Source organism: Arthrobacter sp. MOO21, from assembly GCF_057369995.2.
Window position 1 is genome coordinate 2,885,071 of sequence record NZ_CM170671.2, and the last position, 21,392, is coordinate 2,906,462.

Consider the following 21,392-nt stretch of genomic DNA (forward strand, 5'->3'; position numbering starts at 1 on the left):
CCGGTAAACTGGCTGGGTGCTGAACGAATTCTGGGCCACCGCGCCAACCCGCTACAAAGTCCTGGTCTTCAGCGCGATGGGACTGATCGCCGTCGGCATCATCCTCAACCTGGTAGGCAACACCAGCGGCAACCAGGGGCTGGCGATGGCCTCCCTGTCGCTGATCGGTCTGGGCCTCGTCCTGCATGTGGCCGGCATCGTGGTCCGCGGCCAGGCGATCCGCAAGAACCTCCGCCGCTAGCCGCCGCCGGAACGGTACCGGTGGGCTTTTCCGGCCGCCACTGACCGGGCGATAGGCTGGAGGCCATGACTATCAATCCGGACCTGCAGGGGCGAAGCTACCCTGCCGCAGAGGTGTACGACGTCGGACGCGAGAAGATCCGCGAGTTTGCCCGCGCCGTCAAAGCCACCCACCCTGCACATTTCGACCTCGACGCAGCCAAGGCCCTGGGCCACCGCGACCTCGTGGCCCCGCCCACGTTCGCCATCATCATCGCCCAGCGCGCCGACGCCCAGCTGATCGAGGATCCGGCAGCCGGCATCGATTTCTCCCGCGTGGTCCACGCCGACCAGCGCTTCACGCACCACCGGCCCATCGTCGCCGGGGACCGCCTCATCGCGGAACTGCACGTCGACGGCGTCCGGGCCATGGGCGGCGGCGCCATGATCACCACCCGTTCCGAGATCTTCGCCCTCGGCGACGGCGACGCCCGCGAACACGTCACCACCACCACGTCATCCATCCTGGTCCGCGGAGAGGGACAGTAACCATGAGCCCCACCTTCAACGAACTCAGCGCCGGCCAGGAGATCGGCAGCCGCACCATCGAGGTCACCCGCACCGACCTGGTCAAGTACGCCGGCGCGTCCGGCGACTTCAACCCCATCCACTGGAACGAGGCCTTCGCCACCAGCGTGGAACTGCCCGGCGTCATCGCCCACGGCATGTTCACCATGGGCTCCGCTGTCCAGCTGGTCAGCGACTGGGCGGGTGACCCGGGCGCCGTCGTCGATTTCCAGACCCGCTTCACCAAGCCCGTCCTGGTCGCCGACACCACGGGCACGCAGGAGCCCGGTGCCACCATTGAGGTCAGCGGCACCATCGGCAAGCTCGACGCCGATGCCGGCACCGCGCGCGTGGACCTCACCGTCGTCTCGGCCGGGCAGAAGGTCCTGATGAAGGCCCAGGCGCTCGTCAAGCTGTCTTGAGCGCCCGCCCTTGAGCGCAGGCGCGGGAACCGCGGCCACCTCCCTTGAGGTAAGGCAGTGGCGCAACGCGGTGGTGGTGGCCTATGCAGCCAGCGGCCTCGCCTTCGCCTCCTGGGTTTCCCGGCTTCCGGCCATCCGGGACGCGCTGGACCTCACTCCCGGCAACATCGGGATCCTCCTGCTCTGCATGACGCTGGGATCCTTCGCCTCCGTCTCAGCATCAGGGCTGGTGGTGCTGCGGCTGGGATCCAAGCGGACCATCCGGACCGGAAGCATCATGGTGGGTGCCGGCCTGCTGGCTACCGGTTTTGGCACAACCGTGCTATCCAGCCCGGTGGCCACAGCCGCGGGGCTGGCAGTCATCGGACTGGGTACCGGCAGCTGGAACACGGCGTCCAACGTTGAAGGCGCCGCGGTGGAACGGGCCGTGGGCCGGCACATCATGCCGCGGCTGCACGGCGCGTTCAGCCTGGGGACCGTTGCGGGCGCCGGACTGGGCGCAGGTGCCGCGGCAGTGTCCCTGCCGGTGTTCTGGCACCTCGCTGCGGCAGGTGCGGTGGTCGCGGTGTCGGTGGCGACGGCGGCGGCCCGGTTCCGTGCCGACATCACCCCCGCGGCGGGGGAGCGCGCCTACGTCCCGGACAACTTCGAGGACCCGGTCACCGGTCCCATCCCCGTCATTGCCGCCGGAACCGCATCCGGTGGCGCACCGCTGGACAACAAACGCAAGATAGCGCAGGCGTGGCGGGACCGGCGGACCCTGCTGCTGGGCGTCCTGGTGCTGGGCCTCGCACTGGCCGAGGGCGCTGCGGGGGACTGGGTGGCCCTTGCCCTGGCGGACGGCCACGGCCAGACCGATGCTGCCGGCGCCGCCGGCTACGGACTGTTCGTGACATTCATGACCATCGGACGCTTCGCCGGAACAGTCGTGCTGGACCGCTTTGGCCGCGTGCCGGTCATGCGATGGTGCGCCGCCCTGGCTGTCGTGGGCCTGGGCGTGTTCGTCTTCGCCACCGCGCCCTGGCTGGCCTACGTGGGACTTGCCGCCTGGGGGCTGGGCGCCTCCCTCGGCTTCCCGGTGGGCATGTCCGCCGCGGCCGATGACCCGGCCATGGCCGCCGCCCGGGTCTCCGTGGTGTCCACCATCGGCTACGCCGCGTTCCTCTGCGGACCACCGCTGCTGGGCCTGCTGGCCGAACACGTGGGCATCCTGCATTCGCTGCTGGCGGTCATGGTGATGCTTGCGGTGAGCTTCGTCCTGTCGCCGGTGGCCCGGAAGGCTGCCTAGGTTTCCCTAGTATTGTGGACGGGTGACTCCAACCCTGCTTTCCTCCCTGACCACGTCCGCCGTCGGTGGCCCCGCCGGCAAGTTCGTCGAGGCCCGGACCGAGGCTGAGATCATCGACGCCGTGCGGTCGGCGGATGCGGCGGGGGAGCAGGTCCTCATCATCAGCGGAGGCTCCAATCTCCTGGTGTCCGACGACGGGTTCGCCGGAACCGTCGTGAAGATCGCCTCCGAGGGGTTCACCGTCAACGCGGAGGACTCCTGCGGCGGAGTGGCCGTGGTGGTGCAGGCCGGCCACAACTGGGACAAACTGGTGGAGCACGCCGTCCGCCACGCCTGGTCCGGGATCGAGGCCCTGTCCGGCATCCCGGGCTCCACCGGGGCGACGCCGGTGCAGAACGTTGGTGCCTACGGCGCCGAGGTCTCCCAGACCATCGCAGCCGTCCGCACCTGGGACCGCGAACAGAACGCCGTGAGGACCTTCACCAACTCCGAGCTGAAGTTCGGCTACCGCGACTCCATCCTTAAACAGACCACGGTGAACGGCTCTCCGCGGTACATCGTGTTGACGGTGGAATTCCAGCTGCCGCTGGGCCGGATGAGCGCGCCTATCCGCTACGCCGAGCTCGCCCGGTCGCTTGGCGTGGAGCCGGGCAAGCGGGCATACTCCAACGACGTCCGCCGGGAGGTCCTGCGGCTCCGTGCTTCCAAGGGCATGGTGTGGGACGCTGCGGACCGGGACACGTACTCCACGGGCTCGTTCTTCACCAACCCCATCGTGCCCGCCGAGGTGGCGGACAGGCTGCCGGAAACGGCTCCCCGCTACCCGGCCGGAAGCGATGGCCTGGTGAAGCTCTCCGCCGCCTGGCTGATTGACCAGGCAGGATTCGGCAAGGGCTTCGGCCTGGAGCCCGACGGCGTGTCGGGTGGCCGGGCCTCCTTGTCCACCAAGCACACGCTCGCCATCACCAACCGCGGCGCAGCCAGCGCCGCGGACATGGTGGCCGTCGCCCGGGAGGTGCGTGCCGGCGTCGAACGCTGCTTCGGCATTTCGCTGCACCCGGAGCCGCTGTTGATTGGCCTGGAACTGTAGGCATTCCCGGCCGTGACCAGGCCTAGGATGGGGCCATGGCTGCACACGCTTCCCTGCGCGACCGCAGGATTGTGGGACGGCTCCGGCTGGCATCCCAGCGGCTCGTGGGCGAGGCCGCGGCGACGGCATCTGACCTGGTCCGCTGGATGACCGCGATGCAGGCGCAGGACCTGCAGGCGGCGCTGTGGGCCGTGGGTGTCCGCGTGCCCGCAGCAGGACTCTCCGATGTGCGGGCCGCCATAGATGCCGGGACTGTGGCCAGGTCCTGGCCCATGCGCGGAACGCTGCATTTGGTGGCACCGGAGGACCTGGGCTGGATGCTGGAACTCACGGCCGAGCGGCTCACCAAAAGCATTGCAGGCCGGCACCGGCAGCTGGAGATCACGTGGGCGGATATCGAAAAGGCCCGGGACATCGCGCTGGAGCACATCTCGGCTGAAGGTCCGGTCAGCCGCGCCGACCTGTTCCGGGTCTTCGACGCCGCCGGCCAGCCGACCCAAGGCCAAAGGGGGATCCATCTGCTCGGCTCGCTGTGCCGGCATGGTTGGCTGGTACTGGGTCCGCTGTCGGGAAACCAGCAGCTGATCGCCGCCTTCGAGCAATGGATCCCAGAGTCCCGCAGCCTCGGCCGCGAGGAGGGGATCGCGGAGTTCGCGCTCCGCTATTTCCGCAGCCACGGCCCGGCAACGCTCCGCGACTTCGCCTGGTGGACCCAGCTGCCGCTGACCGAGGTGCGGGCTGCTTTTGAAAGCGTCCGGGACGGGCTGGTGGAACTGGAGTTCGAGGGTGCCGGCTACTGGCTCTCACCGGATGTGGCGGCCCTCCTGGACTCCGGACTTCCCGGCGCCCGGTCCATACATCTGCTGCCCGGGTTCGATGAGTTCGTCCTCGGCTACACGGACCGGTCGGCCGTCCTGGTGCCGGAGCACTCCGACCTGATCGTTCCCGGCGGTAACGGTGTGTTCAAGAAGACGGTCGTCGCGGCGGGGAAGGTGGTGGGCACCTGGGCGCTGCAGGGCTCTGGGCCGGGCGCCGCCGTCGTACCTGAACTCTTTGACGGGACCGCGACGCTGGGCCCCGCAGCGCAGGCAGCCCTCACCAAGGCCGCCCGGCGCTACCTGGCGTTCCTGGCCGCCTGACCAGCTTGCCCGCTCGCATAAGCGGCCCTGCCCCGCATAACCGGTGCTGGGCAGCACCGTTCGTGCGGGGCAGGGCCGCTCGTGAAGCAGCTGTAGGCGTTACAGGTTGCCGGTGGCGATGTTGAGCATGCGGCGCAGCGGCTCGGCGGCGCCCCAGAGGAGCTGGTCGCCGACGGTGAACGCGCTGATGTACTGCGGGCCCATCTCCATCTTGCGGATGCGGCCCACGGGGATGTCCAGGGTGCCGGAAGCCGCGACGGGGGTCAGCTCGGCCATGGAGGCTTCCTTGGTGTTGGGAACCACCTTGGCCCACTGGTTGTCCTCGTCCAGCAGCTTCTCGATCTCGGCGACGGACAGGTCCTCGCGGAGCTTCAGGGTCAGGGCCTGGGAGTGGGAGCGCATGGCACCGATGCGGACGCAGAGACCGTCCATGACCACGCGGTTTTCGTCCGCGGTGCCCAGGATCTTGTTGGTTTCGACTCCGGCCTTCCACTCTTCCTTGGACTGCCCGTTGCCCAGGTCCGCGTCGATCCAGGGGATCAGCGAGCCGGCCAGGGGCACGCCGAACTGGGTGGCGTCGATGTCTGTGCGCTGGTGGGCCAGGACCTTGCGGTCGATGTCCAGGATGGCCGACGCCGGGTCGTCCAGTTCCGTGCTGACCTCGGCGTTGAGCGTGCCGAACTGGCTGAGCAGCTCTCGCATGTGCCGGGCCCCGCCGCCGGAGGCAGCCTGGTAGGTCATGGAGGTTCCCCACTCCACCAGTCCGTTCTTGAACAGGCCGCCAAGGCCCATCAGCATGCAGGAGACGGTGCAGTTGCCGCCGATGAAGTCCTTGGTGCCGTTGACCAGGCCCTTATCAATGACGTCGCGGTTGATGGGGTCCAGCACGATGATCGAGTCGTCGTTCATGCGCAGGGTGGAGGCGGCGTCGATCCAGAGGCCGTCCCAGCCGCGGCTGCGCAGCTCGCCGTGGACCTGCTTGGTGTAGTCGCCGCCCTGGGCGGTGACAATAATGGGCAGCTTGGCCAGCGTGTCGACGTCGAACGCGTTTTCGAGCTTGCCTGCGCCTTCGGCGAAGGAAGGCGCGGCACCTCCCGCGTTGGAAGTGGAGAAGAACACCGGGTTGATGTTGGCGAAGTCGCCCTCGTCCTGCATGCGCTGCATGAGGACGGAACCGACCATGCCGCGCCATCCGACCAGGCCGACGGAAGGGGTAGCTGCTGTAGTCATTCGTACAGTTTAGACTTCGGAACCGGCAGGGCGCAGTCGGTTACGTCACGCCGTGGGCGGCTTGGCAAGGTACGACGGCGGCACGCACCTCGGAACAACCGCTCGCTGCTACCAGTCCAACTGGCGGCCTGTGGGCTCGGGAACGCCCCGTTCCGCCCGCAGGCGTTTTGCCCTTGAAGCCACCTTCGCCATTCGAACGGCGTAAAGGACGCCCGCGACTCCCAGCACGGTCAGGAAAAGGGAGTCCCACATCGGGTCTTGACCCCTGGTCATGGGTCCTGCTACCAGCACGATGGAGACGACGGCAACGGCAGCAAAGACAGCCCCCAGCACCAGGAAACCGAAGGCAGACCTAACCTGAGGATGTGAGCTGGCGTTCACCACCCCGAGTTCGTCCTTCGCATAGCTGTACAGGTCACCGTTCACAGTGCGAAACAGGACTCTCTTTTCGCCGCGCTCCAGCGCCTTTTCGTGTTCGGCGCGGACTTGGTCGTCTGAGTTGGAGCCATTGCCCGTGTTGCTGCCCGGAATGCGGTTCTGCACCTTAGTCCTGTCGGATTGAACGGATGTGATCCAAGACCTGGTCGTCTGTGAGGCCTGTAATTTCCTGGATGGGTGCGGAGGGAGAGTCGATGGCGCCGTACCCAACCGCCCACCCCGGCCCGCTGCGTTTGACGAGAAGCTGCGTCTTCGTATCGTCTTGCAGGAGCCGGACGGTGGCACCTCCCGACGGATGGTCTTCAAGGTGCTTGCGGATTATGTAAAAGTTCGCTTCTGCGGGCGTGGCGTCGGGACGCTGGGCCATCGCAAACCAGCTGAGGTACGCACGGGGCTGCAGGAGTATCTGGTATTTGGGCGACTCTACGGACAGCACATTGTCCACGGAGTCAACGGTCAGGAGATTAATCTGGACATGCTTGACTGCCTCGGTCAGAGCGCTCGTTACTGCTGCTACCGGTCCAACGACAGAAAGTTCACCACCGGGTTCCGCTGTCGCTGCGCCACGGGCTATCAGGGAGGAGGCGCCGGCAGCGAGCATGGAGGCGTTGTCCAGTTCTTCCACCAGCCGCAATGCCTTCGCAGATGCCTCTGCTTCAGGGCCTCGACGCAGGCTCAGAAGAAGTGCCAGCTCGGCGAAGCCAAAACCGATGGCGTCCGGGAAACCTTGTCCGGCGGCTGCGCCCCTGGCTGTGCTTGTTTCAGTCACTGACTGTTCTCCTCAGTTCTTAGAAGCCGAAAAAGTCGCCGACTGCGTCGACGCCGTCGCTGATGGCACCGCCAACGGCCTCTGCCCCTTCCACGATCTTATCTTTGGCTTTGTCCACCGCCTCGTGGATAACGGGGACGTTGTCGTACAAGGCGAGTGCGCCACTGGCAACCATGCAGGCCGTACCTACCGGTGGTGGAGCGAACGATCCGGCCCCCACCGCTACCTTGAACAACGAATACTTGCCGGCGTCGACATCGCCCTCTTTGAAATTGTTGAAGGCATCCAAGGCGTCCAGGCCCACGCCCACAGCGCCCAGGCCCTTGCTGAAGCCATCCAGGTACTTGAACGCCTGGGTGGTGCTTGCCAGATTTAGAACTTCATGGAATTTGCCTTCAAATAAATTGTTGGACAGGTTGAAAAACCTGCTGAACTCGTTGGAGTTTTCGAAGGCTTTCCACGCGGCGGGGTCCAGGAAATCACCGATCCGGGACTTGTGGAGCATGGCACCAATGTCGAACAGGCCCGCACGTATGTTAGGGAAAGCCTTCGTGAGGCCGTATATGTCCCAGCCGTCGCGGAAGGGGGAGTCGGGATCCGTGAGCCAGTCCGGACCCCACGGGTCGTTGCTGCCCTGTCCCGGAACCGGCGTGCGCGGGCCATTGTTGCTGGCGGGCGTCCCGGTGCCCGGTGCTCCATCGGCTGCAGGGCCGTCCGTGCTGGCCTTCTCCTGCTCGTCGGCGTTCTTGAGCAGCAGCTTCGATTCCTGCTTCAGCCGGGACGCGGTCTGCTGGAGAAGGGCCCGGTGGTTGCCGTTCCAGTTGGACCGGAAGTGTTCGGCATCGCGCCCTTTCCAGGCCGGGCTGTTGTTGATCTGGCTGCTCAGCTGCGTCGACTGTTGCTGCAGCAGGTCCGCTGTCTTGCTGAACTGCTGCGCGAGCGTCCGCAGCTGTGCCACGTCGGCGCCCCAAACGTTTCCTGTCACCAGGCTTCCCCCAATATTCGAACAGCTCCTGACGGCTGCAGGCCCAGCCTAAGGCAGGACCCGGCCGGCCGCGATGGGGTGGCCTCCCCATGCAGCCGGGAGGATCAGCGCCGGTCCGACTGCTCCAGCACCGCTGCCTTGCGTGCGCGCAGGGCGAAGAAAGCACCGAACGCGAAGACCTGCGTCACCACCACCAGCACGATCGCCCCGGCGATCTTGTTGCCGCCCAGGATCATGGTCAGCCCCACGATCGCGGACAGCAGCGCCAGCAGCGGCAGCAGCATGTAGCCCAGGACGAACAGGGTTTCCGGTTTCTTCAGCATGTTCCTAGCCCTCGGTCCGTGACCATTTGGTGAATCGGTAGCGCGTGCCGTTGGCGGCGGTCAGCCAGCCGTCCGGCGGGACGGAGGCGGACGCCTCCCAACTGGTGCCGAGCTCCGGGGCGTACGTGTCGCCGTCGGCCTTCACGTCGATGGTGGTGACCACCGCGACGTTGGCGAGCTCGGTTGACTGGCGGAAGACCTCGCCGCCGCCCAGGATCCATACCGTCTCGCCGCCGTCGACAAACTGCGACTCAAGGAGGGCATCGTCCAGGGAAGGAACCACGACGGCGCCCTCCGCCTCAGGCGTGTTGGCCCAGTCCTTCTGCCGGGTGATCACGATGTTCGTGCGCCCGGGAAGGGGGCGGTACTTGTCCGGGAAGGACAGCCAGGTCTTGCGTCCCATGATGACCGGGTGCCCGGTGGTGAGCCGGGTGAAGTGCTTCAGGTCCTCCGGCAGGTGCCAAGGCATGTCCCCGTCCTTGCCGATGACGCCGTCGGAGGTCTGGGCCCATACCAGGCCGACGCCGGTCACCGAAGCGGCCAGCTCCTCAGTGAAGGACTGTGGATCCGTGGAATTTTCGGTGCTCATACGGCGATCGGAGCCTTGATCGTGGGGTGGTGCTGGTAGCCCACCACTTCGAAGTCCTCAACGGTGTAGTCGAAGATCGACGCCGGCTTGCGGTTGATCCTCAGCTGCGGATATTCGTAGGGCTCGCGCTCCAGCTGCTTGAGGACCTGGTCCATGTGGTTTTCGTAGATGTGCACGTCACCGCCGGTCCAGACGAATTCACCCGGTTCGAGCCCCACCTGCTGGGCAAGCATGCAGGTGAGCAGCGCATAGGAGGCGATGTTGAACGGCACGCCCAGGAACATGTCCGCCGAGCGCTGGTAGAGCTGGCAGGAGAGCTTGCCGTTGGCCACGTAGAACTGGAAGAACGCGTGGCACGGCGGCAACGCCATGTCGTTGAGTTCGGACACATTCCAGGCAGAGACGATGTGGCGGCGCGAGTCCGGGTTGGACTTCAGGTTCTCCACCAGCTCGGCGATCTGGTCGATGTGGCCGCCGTCCGGGGTGGGCCAGCTGCGCCACTGCACGCCGTAGACCGGGCCCAGGTCGCCGTCCTCGTCTGCCCATTCGTTCCAGATGGTGACGCCCTGGTCCGTCATCCACTTGATGTTGGTTTCGCCGCGCAGGAACCACAGGAGTTCCACTGCCACGGATTTGAAGTGGACCCGCTTTGTGGTGATCAGCGGGAAGCTCCCGGAGAGGTCGAAGCGGATCTGGCGGCCGAAAACACTGGTGGTTCCGGTGCCCGTGCGGTCCGATTTATGGGTGCCGTTGGCCAGGACATCGCGCAGGAGGTCTTCATAGGGCGTTGGGATGCTCACGCCCCAAGTCTACTTGGCCTGCACTGGCGAACTGCGAAGCACCTAGTCGTCAAACGGCTTGAATTGCTCCACGGCCACGATCTTGTGCTTGCCTCCGTTGGCCACGTGGCACACCACGGCTTCCCCTGGCGCCAGGTAGGGTTCCTTCGCGGGAAGCAGGCTGGCCAGCCTGGCCGGCATGTGCTCGGCCACCTGCCGGAGCACGGTGGGAAGCGCGGGCCGGTGCGTGCAGACCACCACCGTCCGCTGCTTGTCGAACAGCGCCTCCACCACGCCCGCCGTTTTCTTCGGACTGCGGTGGTGCCGGTGCTCCGTCAGCGCCTCCACCAGCTTCACCTTCGCCCCTGACGCCTTGGCATAGGGCGCCACCGTCGCCACGCAGCGCAGCCACGGGCTGGTGACCACCCGGGAAGGCTTCCACACCTGCAGCATCCGGCCCACTGCCTGCGCCTGCCGTGTTCCGGTGGCGGCGAGCGGACGCTCCCCTTCGGCCTTGCTCCAGGACGACCGGGGCTTGGCTTTGGCGTGCCGGAGGACGATCAGCGGCCAGGTGTCCAGCTCGCGGCGGACGTGGGCTTCGCGCAGGTATTCAAGGGGTACGACGTCGGACGGGTTGGACAGCAGCGAAGCGGCCCTTTCGGGGCTGCACCACATGACGCTGTCCACCTCCTTGCCGTCCGGAACCAAGCGGGCGCCATTCGCCTTCACCGCCCAGTAGTGCACCACCTTCAGGCCCGACGCCACGTGGTAATGGATCGGCGGCAGGGGGATACCCAGCGGGGCGTCGAGGCCTATCTCTTCGCGCACCTCACGTACGGCGCACTCAGGGACGGTCTCGCCGTCGTCGATCTTCCCCTTCGGCCAGGACCAGTCGTCATACCGGGGCCGGTGGATCAGGAGGACTTCGAGCCGCTCCTTGGTGACCCGCCACGGCAGGGCGCCGGCAGCGACGACCGCTATGGGTTCCCCGGGATGGTCTGTCTGGTCAGCTACGAGTGCGTCGCTCGACAATGCGGGGGTCCTTATCGCCGGCTCAGGCTGCGCTGGCGGGGCCGGGAGGCCAGAAGCCAGGACTGGACGTCTTCAAGCGGCTTCCCGTCCTCAGACAGGTGGTGCCGTATCCAGTTCCCTTCGTTGTCCAAGTGCCAGCTCGACGTCTCCGGCGCCATGTAGCGTTGCATGAGGTCAAGGACGTACGCGATGTCGTCGGGGCTGGCCAGCTGGACCAGGGCTTCCACCCTGCGGTCCAGGTTGCGGTGCATCATGTCTGCGGATCCGATATACACCACGGGGTCCCCGCCGTTGGCGAAGGCGAACACGCGCGAGTGCTCCAGGAACCTGCCCAGGATGGAGCGCACGGTGATGTTGTCGCTCAGGCCCGGAACGCCGGGGCGCAGCGAGCAGATTCCGCGCACCACAACGTCGACCTTCACCCCTGCCTGGGAGGCTCGGTACAGGGAGTCGATGATGGCTTCGTCCACCATGGAGTTCACCTTGATCTGCACGCGTCCGGGCACGCCGGCGCGGGCATTGCGGATCTCCGTTTCGATCCGGTCGATCAGCCCGGACCGCACGGACCGTGGCGCCACCAGCAGCCGCTTGAACGTGGATTTGGGGGCATAGCCGGAGAGCTGGTTGAACAGCTTGGACAGGTCCTCGCCCACCTGGTCGTTGGCGGTGAGCAGGCCCAGATCCTCGTAGTAGCGCGCGGTGCGGGGGTGGTAGTTGCCGGTGCCGATGTGGCAGTACCGGCGCAGCCCGTCCACCTCCTGGCGCACCACCAGCGAGAGCTTGCAGTGCGTCTTCAGGCCCACGATGCCGTACACCACGTGCACCCCGGCCTGTTCCAGCTTCCGCGCCCAGGAAATGTTGGCCTGTTCGTCGAACCTGGCCTTGATCTCCACGAGGGCCAAAACCTGCTTGCCGGCCTCGGCGGCGTCGATCAGGGCGTCGACGATGGGGGAGTCGCCGGAAGTCCGGTACAGGGTCTGCTTAATGGCCTGCACTTTCGGGTCCGCGGCGGCCTGCTCCAGGAAAGCCTGCACCGAGGTTGAGAACGAGTCGTACGGGTGGTGCAGCAGGATATCCCGGCGGCGCATGGCGGCGAAGACATTCGCTGCCTTGGAGGTTTCGGACTCGTTCAGGTACCGCGAGGTGTGCGGCATGTGCTTGGGGTAGTGCAGGTCCGCGCGGTCGATCCCGGCGATCACGGACAGGCCGCGCAGGTCCAGGGGAGCAGGCACCGAGTACACCTCGGATTCCTCAACGCCCAGTTCGCGGATCAGCAGCGACCGGATGTTCGGGTTGATGTCCGTGGTGACCTCAAGCCTGACCGGAGGCCCGAAGCGGCGGCGCAGCAGTTCCTTTTCCAAGGCCTGCAGGAGGTTCTCGGCGTCGTCCTCTTCCACCTCGACATCCTCGTTGCGGGTGACGCGGAAGCTGTGGTGCTCCAGCACCTCCATGCCCGGGAACAGCTTGTCCAGGTGGACGGCGATGACATCCTCGAGGGAGATGAACCGGGCCACCCGGCCCGGCACGGCGCCGGCGCGGGGACCGTCGATGGAAATCAGCCGGGGAAGCTGGTCCGGCACCTTGACGCGGGCGAAGAGCTCCTTGTCGCTGACCGGGTTCCGGACCACGACGGCGAGGTTCAGCGACAACCCGGAGATGTACGGGAAAGGGTGGGCCGGGTCGACGGCCAGCGGGGTGAGGATGGGGAACACTTTTTCGGCGAACATCACGCTGAGCTGCTGCTGGGCGGCGTCGTCGAGTTCTTCCCACTGCATGAGGTGGATGTGCTCGTAGGCCAGGGCGGGCCGGATCTGGTCGGCATAGACCTGCGCGTGCCGCTCCTGCAGCCGGTGGGCAGCCTCGCTGATCCTTTCCAGCACCTCCACCGGGCTCAGGCCTGCGGGGGACGGCACCGCAAGTCCCGTGGCGATGCGGCGCTTCAGGCCTGCCACCCGGACCATGAAGAACTCATCCAGGTTGGACGCGAAGATCGACAGGAAGTTGACCCGCTCCAGCAGGTGCAGGGTGGGGTCCTCAGCCAGTTCCAGCACCCGTGCGTTGAAGGCCAGCCAGCTCAGTTCCCGGTCCAGGAACCGGTCCGGGCGGATGTCGCCTTCGGGCTGCAGGTTCGGGGCGAACTCCGGGATGTCGATGCGGTCCTGGGTGGCCCGTGACGCCGGTACCTCGGAAGAACCGAATCGGGCGCGCACCGGCACTGCAACATCCTCTGGCGTGGCTGTTCCGGACGGTTCCGGGTTCATGACTTCTCCTTTACCTGCCGGTGTGCTGCCGGCGCATCCGCCCCGCACGGTTCGATTTCAACCTTACAAGCATTCACAGGCCCCCGGCCCCCGTCTTTGGCCCGCAAAGTGTTCCTGCGGGCGGGCCATCAGCCTGCAGCGGCCGGGCCGTACATGACATCCATGTCCCAGCGGCTGAAACCAAGCCGGCGGTAGAGCGAAACGGCGGCAGAGTTGTCCGCATCGACATAGAGCATGACTGCCGACAGGCCGGAATCGCGGAGGTGCCTGATGCCGGTGATGGTCAGCGCCCTGCCCAGCCCCATGCCCTGGGCCTCCGGCGCCACGCCCACAACATAGACCTCACCGATTGCAGGGTGCGCACCGTGCCGGGGGTGGACCTTGGTCCAGTGGTAGCCCAGCAACCGGCCGTCCCGGTCCTCGGCCAGGAAGAAGCCGGCGGGGTCGAACCAGTCCTCCGCCATCCGTGCCTCAAGGTCAGCCCGGGTCAGGTTTCCCTGCTCCGGGTGGTGGGCGAACGCGGCCTTGTTGGCTGCCAGCCAGGCCTCCTCGTCCTGGCCCGGCACGAAGGTGCGGATGGAGACCCCGTCCGGGAAGGCCGGCGTCGGGCAGGTCCGTGTCCGCCGTCGTCATCCGCATCTTCCACAGCTCGCGCACGGGAGCGTAGCCGTACCGCGCGGCAAGCTCGGCAGCCGCTTCATGGTTGCCGTGGGACCAGGCCTTCAGCCCGTCAAAGCCGCGGGCTTCCTTGAGAGCACCCACCAGGCGGTCCGCGACTCCCTGGTTGCGGTAGGCCGGGTGGACGGCGATCTCCAGGATGCCACTGCCGTCCGGCTCTTCCACCACGACGGCGAACCCGGCCAGGTCTTCGCCGGTGGCCGGATCCGAATCCTCGTCCGGGGCGTACAGGGCCAGGGTCAGCAGCGTGTGCCCGGCGGAGTTTCCGGCACGCATGGTCACGAGCGTCTGCTCGGAGATGGAGGGGTTGCCGTCTGATTCCTCGGCTGCGGCGAGCAGGTCGCGGCAGTCCTTCAGGAGCTGCGGGTCAACTCCGCCTCGGACAACCTGGACGGGCCACTTTTGCGGGTGCGCTGGAGTCATGAGGCAAGGCTATACGCCGGCGGCGGATCCGCGCTCAGGCCTCGGTAAGCTCATCTTCCTGCTGCCGGACCAGGGTGAGGCGGTAACCCACGTTCCTGACCGTGCTGATCAGGTTTTCGTGGTCAGCGCCAAGCTTGGCGCGCAGGCGCCTAACGTGGACGTCCACGGTGCGGGTGCCGCCGTAATAGTCGTAGCCCCACACCTCGGTGAGCAGCTGCTGGCGGGTGAACACCCTGCCCGGGTGCTGGGCCAGGTATTTAAGGAGTTCAAACTCCTTGAAGGTCAGGTTCAGGGGTGCCCCGTTGACGCGGGCGGTGTAGCTTGCCTCGTCGATAATGACGCCGGCGGCGCGGATCTCGCTGGGAGCGTCCTCCTGTTCGGGCACCGCCCGGGCGACCGAGAGCCGGATCCGGGCCTCCACCTCGGCGGGACCGGCGGAATCGAGGACGATGTCATCCACCGCCCAGGCCGAGGACACGGCCGCCATGCCGCCTTCGGTCAGGATCAGCACCAGGGGAGCGCTGAGGCCGGTGGCTTTCAGGAGCTGCGTGAGGGAGCGTGCCCCTACCAGGTCCTTGCGGGCGTCCAGCAGGACGATGTCGCAGGGGTCGGTCTCCAGGAGGGCGGTGGGTTCGGCGGGGAGGATATGGACCCGGTGGTTCAGCAGTTCCAAGGCAGGCAGGATGTCCACCGAAGAACCGGTGCTGTTGGTCAGTAACAGGATGTGCGACATTGTTCCTCCAAGGGCCGTCCGCGCATCATTGGGCGACTGAACCGGATTCTCACCGGCCGGTACTGGCTTCCTGCGGGAGGTTCCTGGACCGTCAGCACGCCGCCGGCCAGCCACCTCAGCAGGGAGCTTAGCTGAACCTTGAGTATACCCGGCAGTGCGTTCCGGACCACAGATCCACGCCCGGGAGGAGCCCGTTTTGCGACATATGCGGTTCATATAGGGCAGGATTGGACCAGGGCGGACCAGCCCTGCCATGAGGGGGCCGACCGCCCTTCGGGCCGACGCCAGGATGGGAAATCAGCGCAGTGAGTGCACAGACGAAGCACAGGCCGGGCCCCGCATGACGGCGGATCTGCAGGCCCCAGTGCGTTCGCTCGGCTCCTGGGTGATCGGCGTCGTCGGGATCGCCGGACTCATCGCCATCATCGCCGCCGTCTACGCCTCACCGCAGGTCCTCACCGCGGTGGGCGTCTTGATCGCCGCCGCAGTGGGCCTCGGCTGGCCGCACTTCCTGAGGATTCCGGCGAAGAAGACCCTGGCCGCGGTCATCGCCCTGCCCGGTGCCGGCGCCGCCGTCGCCGCGGCCGCAGCCCCGGCCCCGGGCTACCTCGACTGGACTCCGGCTTTCGTGGCCCTGGGAATGATGGCCGTGTTCGTGGTGCAGTTGATCCGCGGAACTGGCCAGGCCCAGCGCCTGGAATCCACGCTCGGATGCTGCGTGGGCGTACTGCTGTCCTGCCTCGGAGCCGGCTGGATTGCCAGCGCCCGGTTCAACGGTGTCCGCGAGATGCTGCTGGTGGCGGCCATCAGTGCGGCCGTGGCCCTGCTCGCCGGGCTCATCCGGTGGCCGGACAGCATTGTTGCGCCGCTGGGCATTGTCCTTGCCGGACTGGCGGGGCCGCTCGCGGGGCTGGTGCTGTCGGACATTGCCGTGCTGCCGGCCGCCATCTTCGGCGTCGTCGTCGGCGCGGTCCTGGCCAGCTTCCGCAGGCTCGCCACCCTTCGCGGCGCGCCCCTGAATATCCTTGCTGCGTTGAGCATGGGCCTCGCGCCCGTCTCGGCGGTGGGGTCCCTTGCCTACTTCATAGACAAACTACTCATCTACTAACGGTTAGGATGGCATCATGTCCGTACTTGCTTTTGAAATCTTCTTCCTCGTCCTGCTCGGTATTGCGAGCCTGTCCATGGCCTGGTTCGCCGGTTTCGTGGTCTACCGCCTGTTCAAGGGCCAGAAGTAGACAACCCGCTTCCGGAGCACCCGGCAGTATCTCGAGGTAATACCAATGCCCATTGAGATTCCCACAGACCTGACGCCCGAACTCGTGCCCCTTTCCTGGCTCATTGGTGAGTGGGAGGGCCGCGGCCGGCTCGGCAGCGGCGACGAGGACTCGGAGCACTTCGAGCAGCATGTCTCCTTCACCCACAACGGGCTGCCTTACCTGCAGTACCGCGCCGAGAGCTGGCTGACCGACGACGAAGGCACGCGCCTGCGGCCTCTCACCGTGGAGACGGGCTTCTGGGCTTTGGAGCGCAAACAGCTGGATGCCGACGGCGGCCCCGGCCTGGTGCCCGCAGACATCGTCCCGGTCTTGAAAAGTGCTGACGAGGTGGAAGCCCTCCGCAACAAGGATGGCGGCTTCGACATCTCCGTATCCATAGCGCACCCGGGTGGGATCAGCGAGCTGTACTACGGCCAGATCAAAGGCCCGCAGATCCAGCTGACCACCGACATGGTCATGCGGGGCAGCCATTCCAAGGACTACAGCGCCGCCACCCGGATTTTCGGGCTGGTGGACGGGAACCTTTTGTGGCGCTGGGACGTCGCAACAGGAGGAGAAACCGGGAAGGGACTCGAGGCCCACGCCTCCGCCTTCCTGAAGAAGGTTTCCTGACCCCAAAGGAGCGCCGCCGTGGAAGATGCAGGGACAGCCAGGAACTACAGCGATCTCAAGGCCGTGTTCTTCAACGGCACCTTGAAGAAGTCGCCCCAGACATCCAACACGGACGGCCTGATCAGGATCAGCCGCCGCATCATGGAAAAACAGGGCGTCACCACCCGGGTGATCCGCACTGTCGACCACGACATCGCCAGCGGCGTGTACCCGGACATGACGCAGTACGGCTGGGCCACGGACGAGTGGCCGGACCTTTATCCTGCGGTGCAGGAAGCCGACATCGTGGTGGTGGCGGGTCCCATCTGGCTCGGGGACAACTCCTCCCAGACGAAGAAGCTCATCGAACGCCTCTACGCCCATTCCGGTGAACTGAACGGCAAAGGACAATGGGCGTTCTACCCGAAGGTCGGCGGCTGCCTGATCACCGGCAACGAGGACGGCATCAAGCACTGCTCCATGAACATCCTCTACAGCCTGCAACACATCGGCTTCAGCATCCCGCCGCAGGCCGACGCCGGGTGGATCGGGCCCGTGGGCCCCGGCCCCAGCTACCTGGATGAAGGGTCCGGGGGCCCGGAAAGCGACTTCACCAACCGGAACACCACCTTCATGACCTGGAACCTGCTGCACCTGGCCAGGATCCTCAAGGACGCCGGCGGCTACCCCGCCTACGGAAACCTGCCCCGGGAGTGGTCGGCCGGAACCCGCTTCGATTTCGAAAACCCGGAATACCGCTGACCCCCGTAGACTTCTACTTCATATGACTACCCCCAGCCCTCTCTTGTCGCGTCCGGGCGCCGTCGAGGCCGCAGGCCCGGACGCCGGCGTCGCCGCCCACTACGGTGAGCCGCTGCGCGAGCAGCGCGCACTCGCCGCCGGAACCGCCGTCGTCGACCTCTCCCACCGGGGCGTGGTCACCGTCACCGGGCCCGACCGGCTCAGCTGGCTGAACACCCTGTCTTCGCAGCAGGTCGCCGCGCTGAAGCCGGGCGAGTCCAGCGAACTGCTGCTGCTGAGCGTGCAGGGGCGCATCGACTTTGACGCCCGTGTCGTTGACGACGGCGGGACCACCTGGCTGATCGTCGAGGCCGCCGAGGCTGCACCCCTGGCGGAATACCTGAACCGGATGAAGTTCATGCTGCGGGTGGACATCGCCGACGTCTCCGCCGACTGGGCCGTGGTGGGCAGCACCCGGGCCGTTCCTGACTGGTCTGGCTACCTTGCCTGGCAGGACCCGTGGCCGCACGTGGGCGCCGGCGGATACTCCTATGCCACCGTCCCCGAGGAGTCCCACCCGGGACTGGAACGGCCGTGGTTCGAATACCTGCTCCCGGCGGACAAGCTGGAGGACGCCGTCGCCGGACGCGCGCTGGCGGGCGTGCTCGCAGCCGAGGCACTGCGCATTGCCGCCTGGCGTCCCCGGATCGGGGCCGAAACCGATGACAAGACCATTCCCCATGAACTGGACCTGCTCCGGACCGCCGTGCACCTGGCCAAGGGCTGCTACAAGGGCCAGGAAACCATCGCCCGGGTGCACAACCTGGGCCACCCGCCGCGACGCCTGGTCTTCCTCCAGCTGGACGGTTCCCAGCACACGCTGCCGCAGCCGGGCAGCCCTGTGATGGCCGGGGAGCGGAAGGTGGGATCCGTGACGTCGGTGGCCCAGCATTACGAGATGGGACCCGTTGCGTTGGCGGTCATAAAGCGCTCAGTGGCCCCGGATGAAATACTGACGGTCCTGGACGGGGACGAACCGTACACCGCCGCCCAGGAACTCATCGTTGCCCCGGACGCCGGCCAGGTTGTGGGGCGGCAAACCGGATTCCTGAAAGGGCCACGCTGATGACAGAAGAAACCGGTACCGCCGGCGCGGGCGCTGGGGGACAGCACGACGACGACGCCGTCGCCCTGGCCCACACGCTCTTCGAGGCTGCCCGCGAAGGAAACGACGGGATGCTGGGTGCCTACCTCGGCGCCGGGGCTCCCGCCACCCTGACCAATGCCGCCGGCGACTCACTGCTGATGCTGGCCGCCTACCACGGCCACGCCGGCACCGTTGAACTGCTCCTGCGGCACGGCGCCGACGCAAACACCGCCAACGACCGGGGCCAGACCCCGCTCGCCGGGGCGGCATTCAAGGGATACGCGGACGTGGCCCGGGTCCTGCTGGCCGCCGGTGCCGATCCTGATGCCGGTGCGCCCTCGGCCCGTGCCGCCGCGCAGATGTTCGCCCGCGCGGAGATCCTGGACCTGCTGGGCTAGCTGCCAGCCCTTCCCGGGCCCAGCCGCGCACCTCCCAAACCACTGAAGGATGACCAAGTGGAAAACGTAGCAAAGCCCTGGCCTGCCCTGTGGTCCCTGGTGATCGGGTTCTTCATGATCCTGATCGACACCACCATCGTTTCCGTGGCAAACCCCCGCATCATGGAGGGCCTGGACGCCGACATCAACTCCGTGATCTGGGTGACCAGCGCCTATTTGCTGGCCTATGCCGTCCCGCTGCTCATCACCGGGCGGCTGGGCGACAGGTTCGGACCCAAACGCCTGTACCTCGCCGGGCTGGTGGTCTTCACGCTGGCTTCCCTCTGGTGCGGTCTGTCCGGCAACGTGGCGGTCCTGATCGCGGCACGCGTGCTGCAGGGGCTGGGCGCCGCCATCATGACCCCCCAGACCATGGCCGTGATCACCCGGATCTTCCCGCCCGACCGCCGCGGGCCCGCCATGGCGGTCTGGGGCGCCACCGCCGGCATGGCCACCCTTGTGGGGCCCATCCTGGGCGGCGTCCTGGTTGACGGCCTGGGCTGGGAGTGGATCTTCTTCATCAACGTGCCCATCGGCGTCGTGGGCTTCATCCTGGCGCTGCGCAACGTGCCGGCCCTGGCCACCCATCCGCACCGCTTCGACATCCCTGGCGTCCTGCTGAGCGCCGCCGGCCTGTTCCTGCTGGTGTTCGGCATCCAGGAGGGCGAGACCTACAACTGGGGCACCATCACAGGGCCCATTACCGTGTGGGGCCTGATCATCGCCGGCATCGCAGTCCTGGCGGTCTTCGTGGTGTGGCAGCGGTACAACAAGGGTGAGCCGCTCCTGCCCCTGGGGCTGTTCCGGGACCGGAACTTCTCGCTGGCCAACATCGGCATCACCACGGTGGGCTTCACGGTAACCGCCTTCAGCCTGCCGCTGATCTTCTACTACCAGCTGGTCCGCGGCCTCACCCCCACCCAGTCCGCTCTGATGATGGTGCCCATGGCACTGATCTCCGGCGGGCTGGCACCGGTGGTGGGCAAGCTCGTGGACCGGGTCAACCCGAAGTACATCACCGCCACCGGACTGGTGCTCATGGCCGTGGCCCTGCTCTGGAACTCGGCGCTCATGCGCCCGGACACCCCCATCCTGCTGTTCCTGCTGCCCAGCGCCGTCCTCGGCTTCGCCAACGCCGGCATCTGGGCCCCGCTGAGCACCACGGCCACCAGGAACCTGCCGCCGCGCCAGGCGGGTGCAGGCTCGGGCGTCTACAACACCACCCGCCAGATCGGCGCGGTACTGGGCAGCGCAGCGATTGCCGTGCTGATCCAGTCCCGTCTTGCGGCCGAGCTGCCCGCCGGCGGGCCGGGGGGATCCGCGGGCGAGGGGATGGCGATGGGCGGCACCCTGCCGGAGGTCCTGCAGGGCGGGTTCTCGACGGCGATGGGACAGTCCATCCTGCTGCCCGCCGGGGTGATCCTGGTGGGAGCGGCGGTGGCCCTGTTCTTCGCCAAACCGCAGCCCATCCAGGGCTGGCCTGCTCCCGGCCAGGGCGCGGCGTCAGCGAAGGTGGACGCTGGTCTGGATTCCGCCGGCTGACAGGCCCAGCTTCCGGGCCAGTGCGAGGCAGCCGGTGTTGCTGACGTCGGCGCGCCACTGCAGCGTGAGGCCCGCCGCCAGGGCTTCGTGGGCGGCGATCGAGGCTGCCAGGGAGCCCAGGCCGCGCCGCCGCCACTCCGGATCCACCAGGACGCCCATGTTGGCCAGCAGGCCCTCCCACTCCCCGTACGCCCCGCAGGCCAGGGGAACCCGCCGGCCATCCACCTCATGGACGATCGTGTACCGGTTTTCCAGGTCCGACAAGCCCACTTCGTTGACGTCATCGGGCGGGCAGCGGCCCTCCAGTTCGATCGCCTCCGGGTTGCCGTGCGAAACGGTCAGTTCTTCGGAGGGCTGCTGCAGCGGGAGGTCGTCGGCGAAGAACAGTGCGGCGGCTCCGAGCCCGTGGCCGCCGCGGGACCTGGTCAGGGTCAGCAGCGTGACGTGCTGGGCCATCTGTTCATCGGGAATGTCCGCGGCGGCGTCGATGACCTCCTGCGGGGCCACGAGTGCCGACGTCCCGAAGAGCCGGACGAACTCCACCGTCCGGGCCGTTTCGTCAGCGCGCACAATCCGCTCGCCGGAGACCAGTGCCGGACCGAACACGTCGTCGTCGAAGCCCAGCCGGCGCGCCCATGCCAGCTGGATGATGGCAGCGGAACCGGGATCGAGTGTCATGGTCCCAGCCT

23 protein-coding genes and 1 pseudogene are annotated in these 21,392 nt (G+C 67.0%); 12 read left to right on the forward strand and 12 right to left on the reverse strand.

Annotation, left to right across the window (positions count from 1 at the left end):
* Positions 1–16 precede the first annotated feature (16 nt).
* The 6 genes from AC2JAJ_RS13390 (at position 17) to AC2JAJ_RS13415 (ending at position 4,725) form a co-directional block, all read left to right on the forward strand.
* Positions 17–241, forward strand: coding sequence for a DUF3188 domain-containing protein (locus tag AC2JAJ_RS13390; protein ID WP_486415494.1), 225 nt, complete (start codon positions 17–19; stop codon positions 239–241).
* A gap of 65 nt (positions 242–306) precedes the next feature.
* Positions 307–768, forward strand: coding sequence for an FAS1-like dehydratase domain-containing protein (locus AC2JAJ_RS13395; RefSeq protein ID WP_221386424.1), 462 nt, complete (start codon positions 307–309; stop codon positions 766–768).
* A gap of 2 nt (positions 769–770) precedes the next feature.
* Complete coding sequence (locus AC2JAJ_RS13400; protein ID WP_221386425.1) at positions 771–1,208, forward strand: MaoC family dehydratase; 438 nt, start codon at positions 771–773, stop codon at positions 1,206–1,208.
* 10 nt (positions 1,209–1,218) lie between these two features.
* Entirely contained in the window at positions 1,219–2,496 is a 1,278-nt protein-coding gene (locus AC2JAJ_RS13405; RefSeq protein ID WP_486415493.1) for an MFS transporter, read from the forward strand.
* Between the two features lie 22 nt (positions 2,497–2,518).
* Complete coding sequence (locus AC2JAJ_RS13410) at positions 2,519–3,586, forward strand: UDP-N-acetylmuramate dehydrogenase (protein ID WP_486415492.1); 1,068 nt, start codon at positions 2,519–2,521, stop codon at positions 3,584–3,586.
* 35 nt (positions 3,587–3,621) lie between these two features.
* Entirely contained in the window at positions 3,622–4,725 is a 1,104-nt protein-coding gene (locus tag AC2JAJ_RS13415; protein ID WP_501053159.1) for a DNA glycosylase AlkZ-like family protein, read from the forward strand.
* A gap of 99 nt (positions 4,726–4,824) precedes the next feature.
* On the opposite strand, the gene asd is transcribed toward AC2JAJ_RS13415, so the two are convergent.
* From asd to AC2JAJ_RS13470, 11 genes and pseudogenes are all read right to left on the reverse strand, one after another.
* The gene (gene asd / locus AC2JAJ_RS13420; protein ID WP_486415490.1) at positions 4,825–5,955 is read right to left on the reverse strand and encodes an aspartate-semialdehyde dehydrogenase; all 1,131 of its coding nucleotides are present in this window, start codon (positions 5,953–5,955) and stop codon (positions 4,825–4,827) included.
* Positions 5,956–6,063: 108 nt separating this feature from the next.
* The gene (locus tag AC2JAJ_RS13425; RefSeq protein ID WP_221386430.1) at positions 6,064–6,498 is read right to left on the reverse strand and encodes a hypothetical protein; all 435 of its coding nucleotides are present in this window, start codon (positions 6,496–6,498) and stop codon (positions 6,064–6,066) included.
* Position 6,499: 1 nt separating this feature from the next.
* Positions 6,500–7,162, reverse strand: coding sequence for a hypothetical protein (locus AC2JAJ_RS13430; protein ID WP_473696649.1), 663 nt, complete (start codon positions 7,160–7,162; stop codon positions 6,500–6,502).
* A gap of 19 nt (positions 7,163–7,181) precedes the next feature.
* Positions 7,182–8,147: a hypothetical protein gene (locus tag AC2JAJ_RS13435; RefSeq protein ID WP_473696650.1), complete on the reverse strand. Its 966-nt coding sequence runs from the start codon at positions 8,145–8,147 to the stop codon at positions 7,182–7,184.
* A gap of 104 nt (positions 8,148–8,251) precedes the next feature.
* Positions 8,252–8,470 carry an NF038396 family protein gene (locus tag AC2JAJ_RS13440; protein ID WP_221386433.1) on the reverse strand — a complete coding sequence of 73 codons (219 nt, stop codon included), beginning with the start codon at positions 8,468–8,470 and terminating at the stop codon, positions 8,252–8,254.
* A 4-nt stretch (positions 8,471–8,474) separates the two neighbouring features.
* The gene (locus AC2JAJ_RS13445) at positions 8,475–9,059 is read right to left on the reverse strand and encodes a dihydrofolate reductase (protein WP_486415489.1); all 585 of its coding nucleotides are present in this window, start codon (positions 9,057–9,059) and stop codon (positions 8,475–8,477) included.
* On the reverse strand, positions 9,056–9,859 hold the full coding sequence (locus AC2JAJ_RS13450) for a thymidylate synthase (protein WP_486415488.1): 804 nt from the start codon (positions 9,857–9,859) through the stop codon (positions 9,056–9,058). Before AC2JAJ_RS13450 ends, AC2JAJ_RS13445 begins: the two co-directional genes overlap by 4 nt.
* A gap of 42 nt (positions 9,860–9,901) precedes the next feature.
* Positions 9,902–10,870: an NUDIX hydrolase gene (locus AC2JAJ_RS13455; protein ID WP_486415487.1), complete on the reverse strand. Its 969-nt coding sequence runs from the start codon at positions 10,868–10,870 to the stop codon at positions 9,902–9,904.
* An 11-nt stretch (positions 10,871–10,881) separates the two neighbouring features.
* Complete coding sequence (locus AC2JAJ_RS13460) at positions 10,882–13,131, reverse strand: RNA degradosome polyphosphate kinase (RefSeq protein WP_486415486.1); 2,250 nt, start codon at positions 13,129–13,131, stop codon at positions 10,882–10,884.
* A 128-nt stretch (positions 13,132–13,259) separates the two neighbouring features.
* Positions 13,260–14,232: pseudogene (gene mshD / locus AC2JAJ_RS13465) on the reverse strand (mycothiol synthase).
* Between the two features lie 34 nt (positions 14,233–14,266).
* Entirely contained in the window at positions 14,267–14,965 is a 699-nt protein-coding gene (locus AC2JAJ_RS13470; protein ID WP_018769102.1) for a winged helix-turn-helix transcriptional regulator, read from the reverse strand.
* 340 nt (positions 14,966–15,305) lie between these two features.
* Here AC2JAJ_RS13470 and AC2JAJ_RS13475 point away from each other — a divergent pair, with 340 nt between their 5' ends.
* From AC2JAJ_RS13475 to AC2JAJ_RS13500, 6 genes are all read left to right on the forward strand, one after another.
* Positions 15,306–16,073: a permease gene (locus AC2JAJ_RS13475; protein ID WP_486415484.1), complete on the forward strand. Its 768-nt coding sequence runs from the start codon at positions 15,306–15,308 to the stop codon at positions 16,071–16,073.
* Between the two features lie 175 nt (positions 16,074–16,248).
* Positions 16,249–16,857 carry a nitrobindin family protein gene (locus AC2JAJ_RS13480; protein ID WP_221386440.1) on the forward strand — a complete coding sequence of 203 codons (609 nt, stop codon included), beginning with the start codon at positions 16,249–16,251 and terminating at the stop codon, positions 16,855–16,857.
* Between the two features lie 18 nt (positions 16,858–16,875).
* On the forward strand, positions 16,876–17,598 hold the full coding sequence (locus AC2JAJ_RS13485; RefSeq protein WP_473696653.1) for a flavodoxin family protein: 723 nt from the start codon (positions 16,876–16,878) through the stop codon (positions 17,596–17,598).
* A 22-nt stretch (positions 17,599–17,620) separates the two neighbouring features.
* Positions 17,621–18,703: a CAF17-like 4Fe-4S cluster assembly/insertion protein YgfZ gene (gene ygfZ, locus AC2JAJ_RS13490; RefSeq protein ID WP_221386442.1), complete on the forward strand. Its 1,083-nt coding sequence runs from the start codon at positions 17,621–17,623 to the stop codon at positions 18,701–18,703.
* On the forward strand, positions 18,703–19,122 hold the full coding sequence (locus tag AC2JAJ_RS13495; RefSeq protein ID WP_221386443.1) for an ankyrin repeat domain-containing protein: 420 nt from the start codon (positions 18,703–18,705) through the stop codon (positions 19,120–19,122). Before ygfZ ends, AC2JAJ_RS13495 begins: the two co-directional genes overlap by 1 nt.
* Positions 19,123–20,703, forward strand: a complete 1,581-nt coding sequence (locus AC2JAJ_RS13500) for a DHA2 family efflux MFS transporter permease subunit (RefSeq protein WP_473697657.1) — start codon at positions 19,123–19,125, stop codon at positions 20,701–20,703.
* Here the strand turns inward: AC2JAJ_RS13500 and AC2JAJ_RS13505 are convergent.
* On the reverse strand, positions 20,665–21,381 hold the full coding sequence (locus tag AC2JAJ_RS13505) for a GNAT family N-acetyltransferase (protein ID WP_221386445.1): 717 nt from the start codon (positions 21,379–21,381) through the stop codon (positions 20,665–20,667). The genes AC2JAJ_RS13500 and AC2JAJ_RS13505 overlap by 39 nt on opposite strands.
* Between the last annotated feature and the right edge of the window lie 11 nt (positions 21,382–21,392).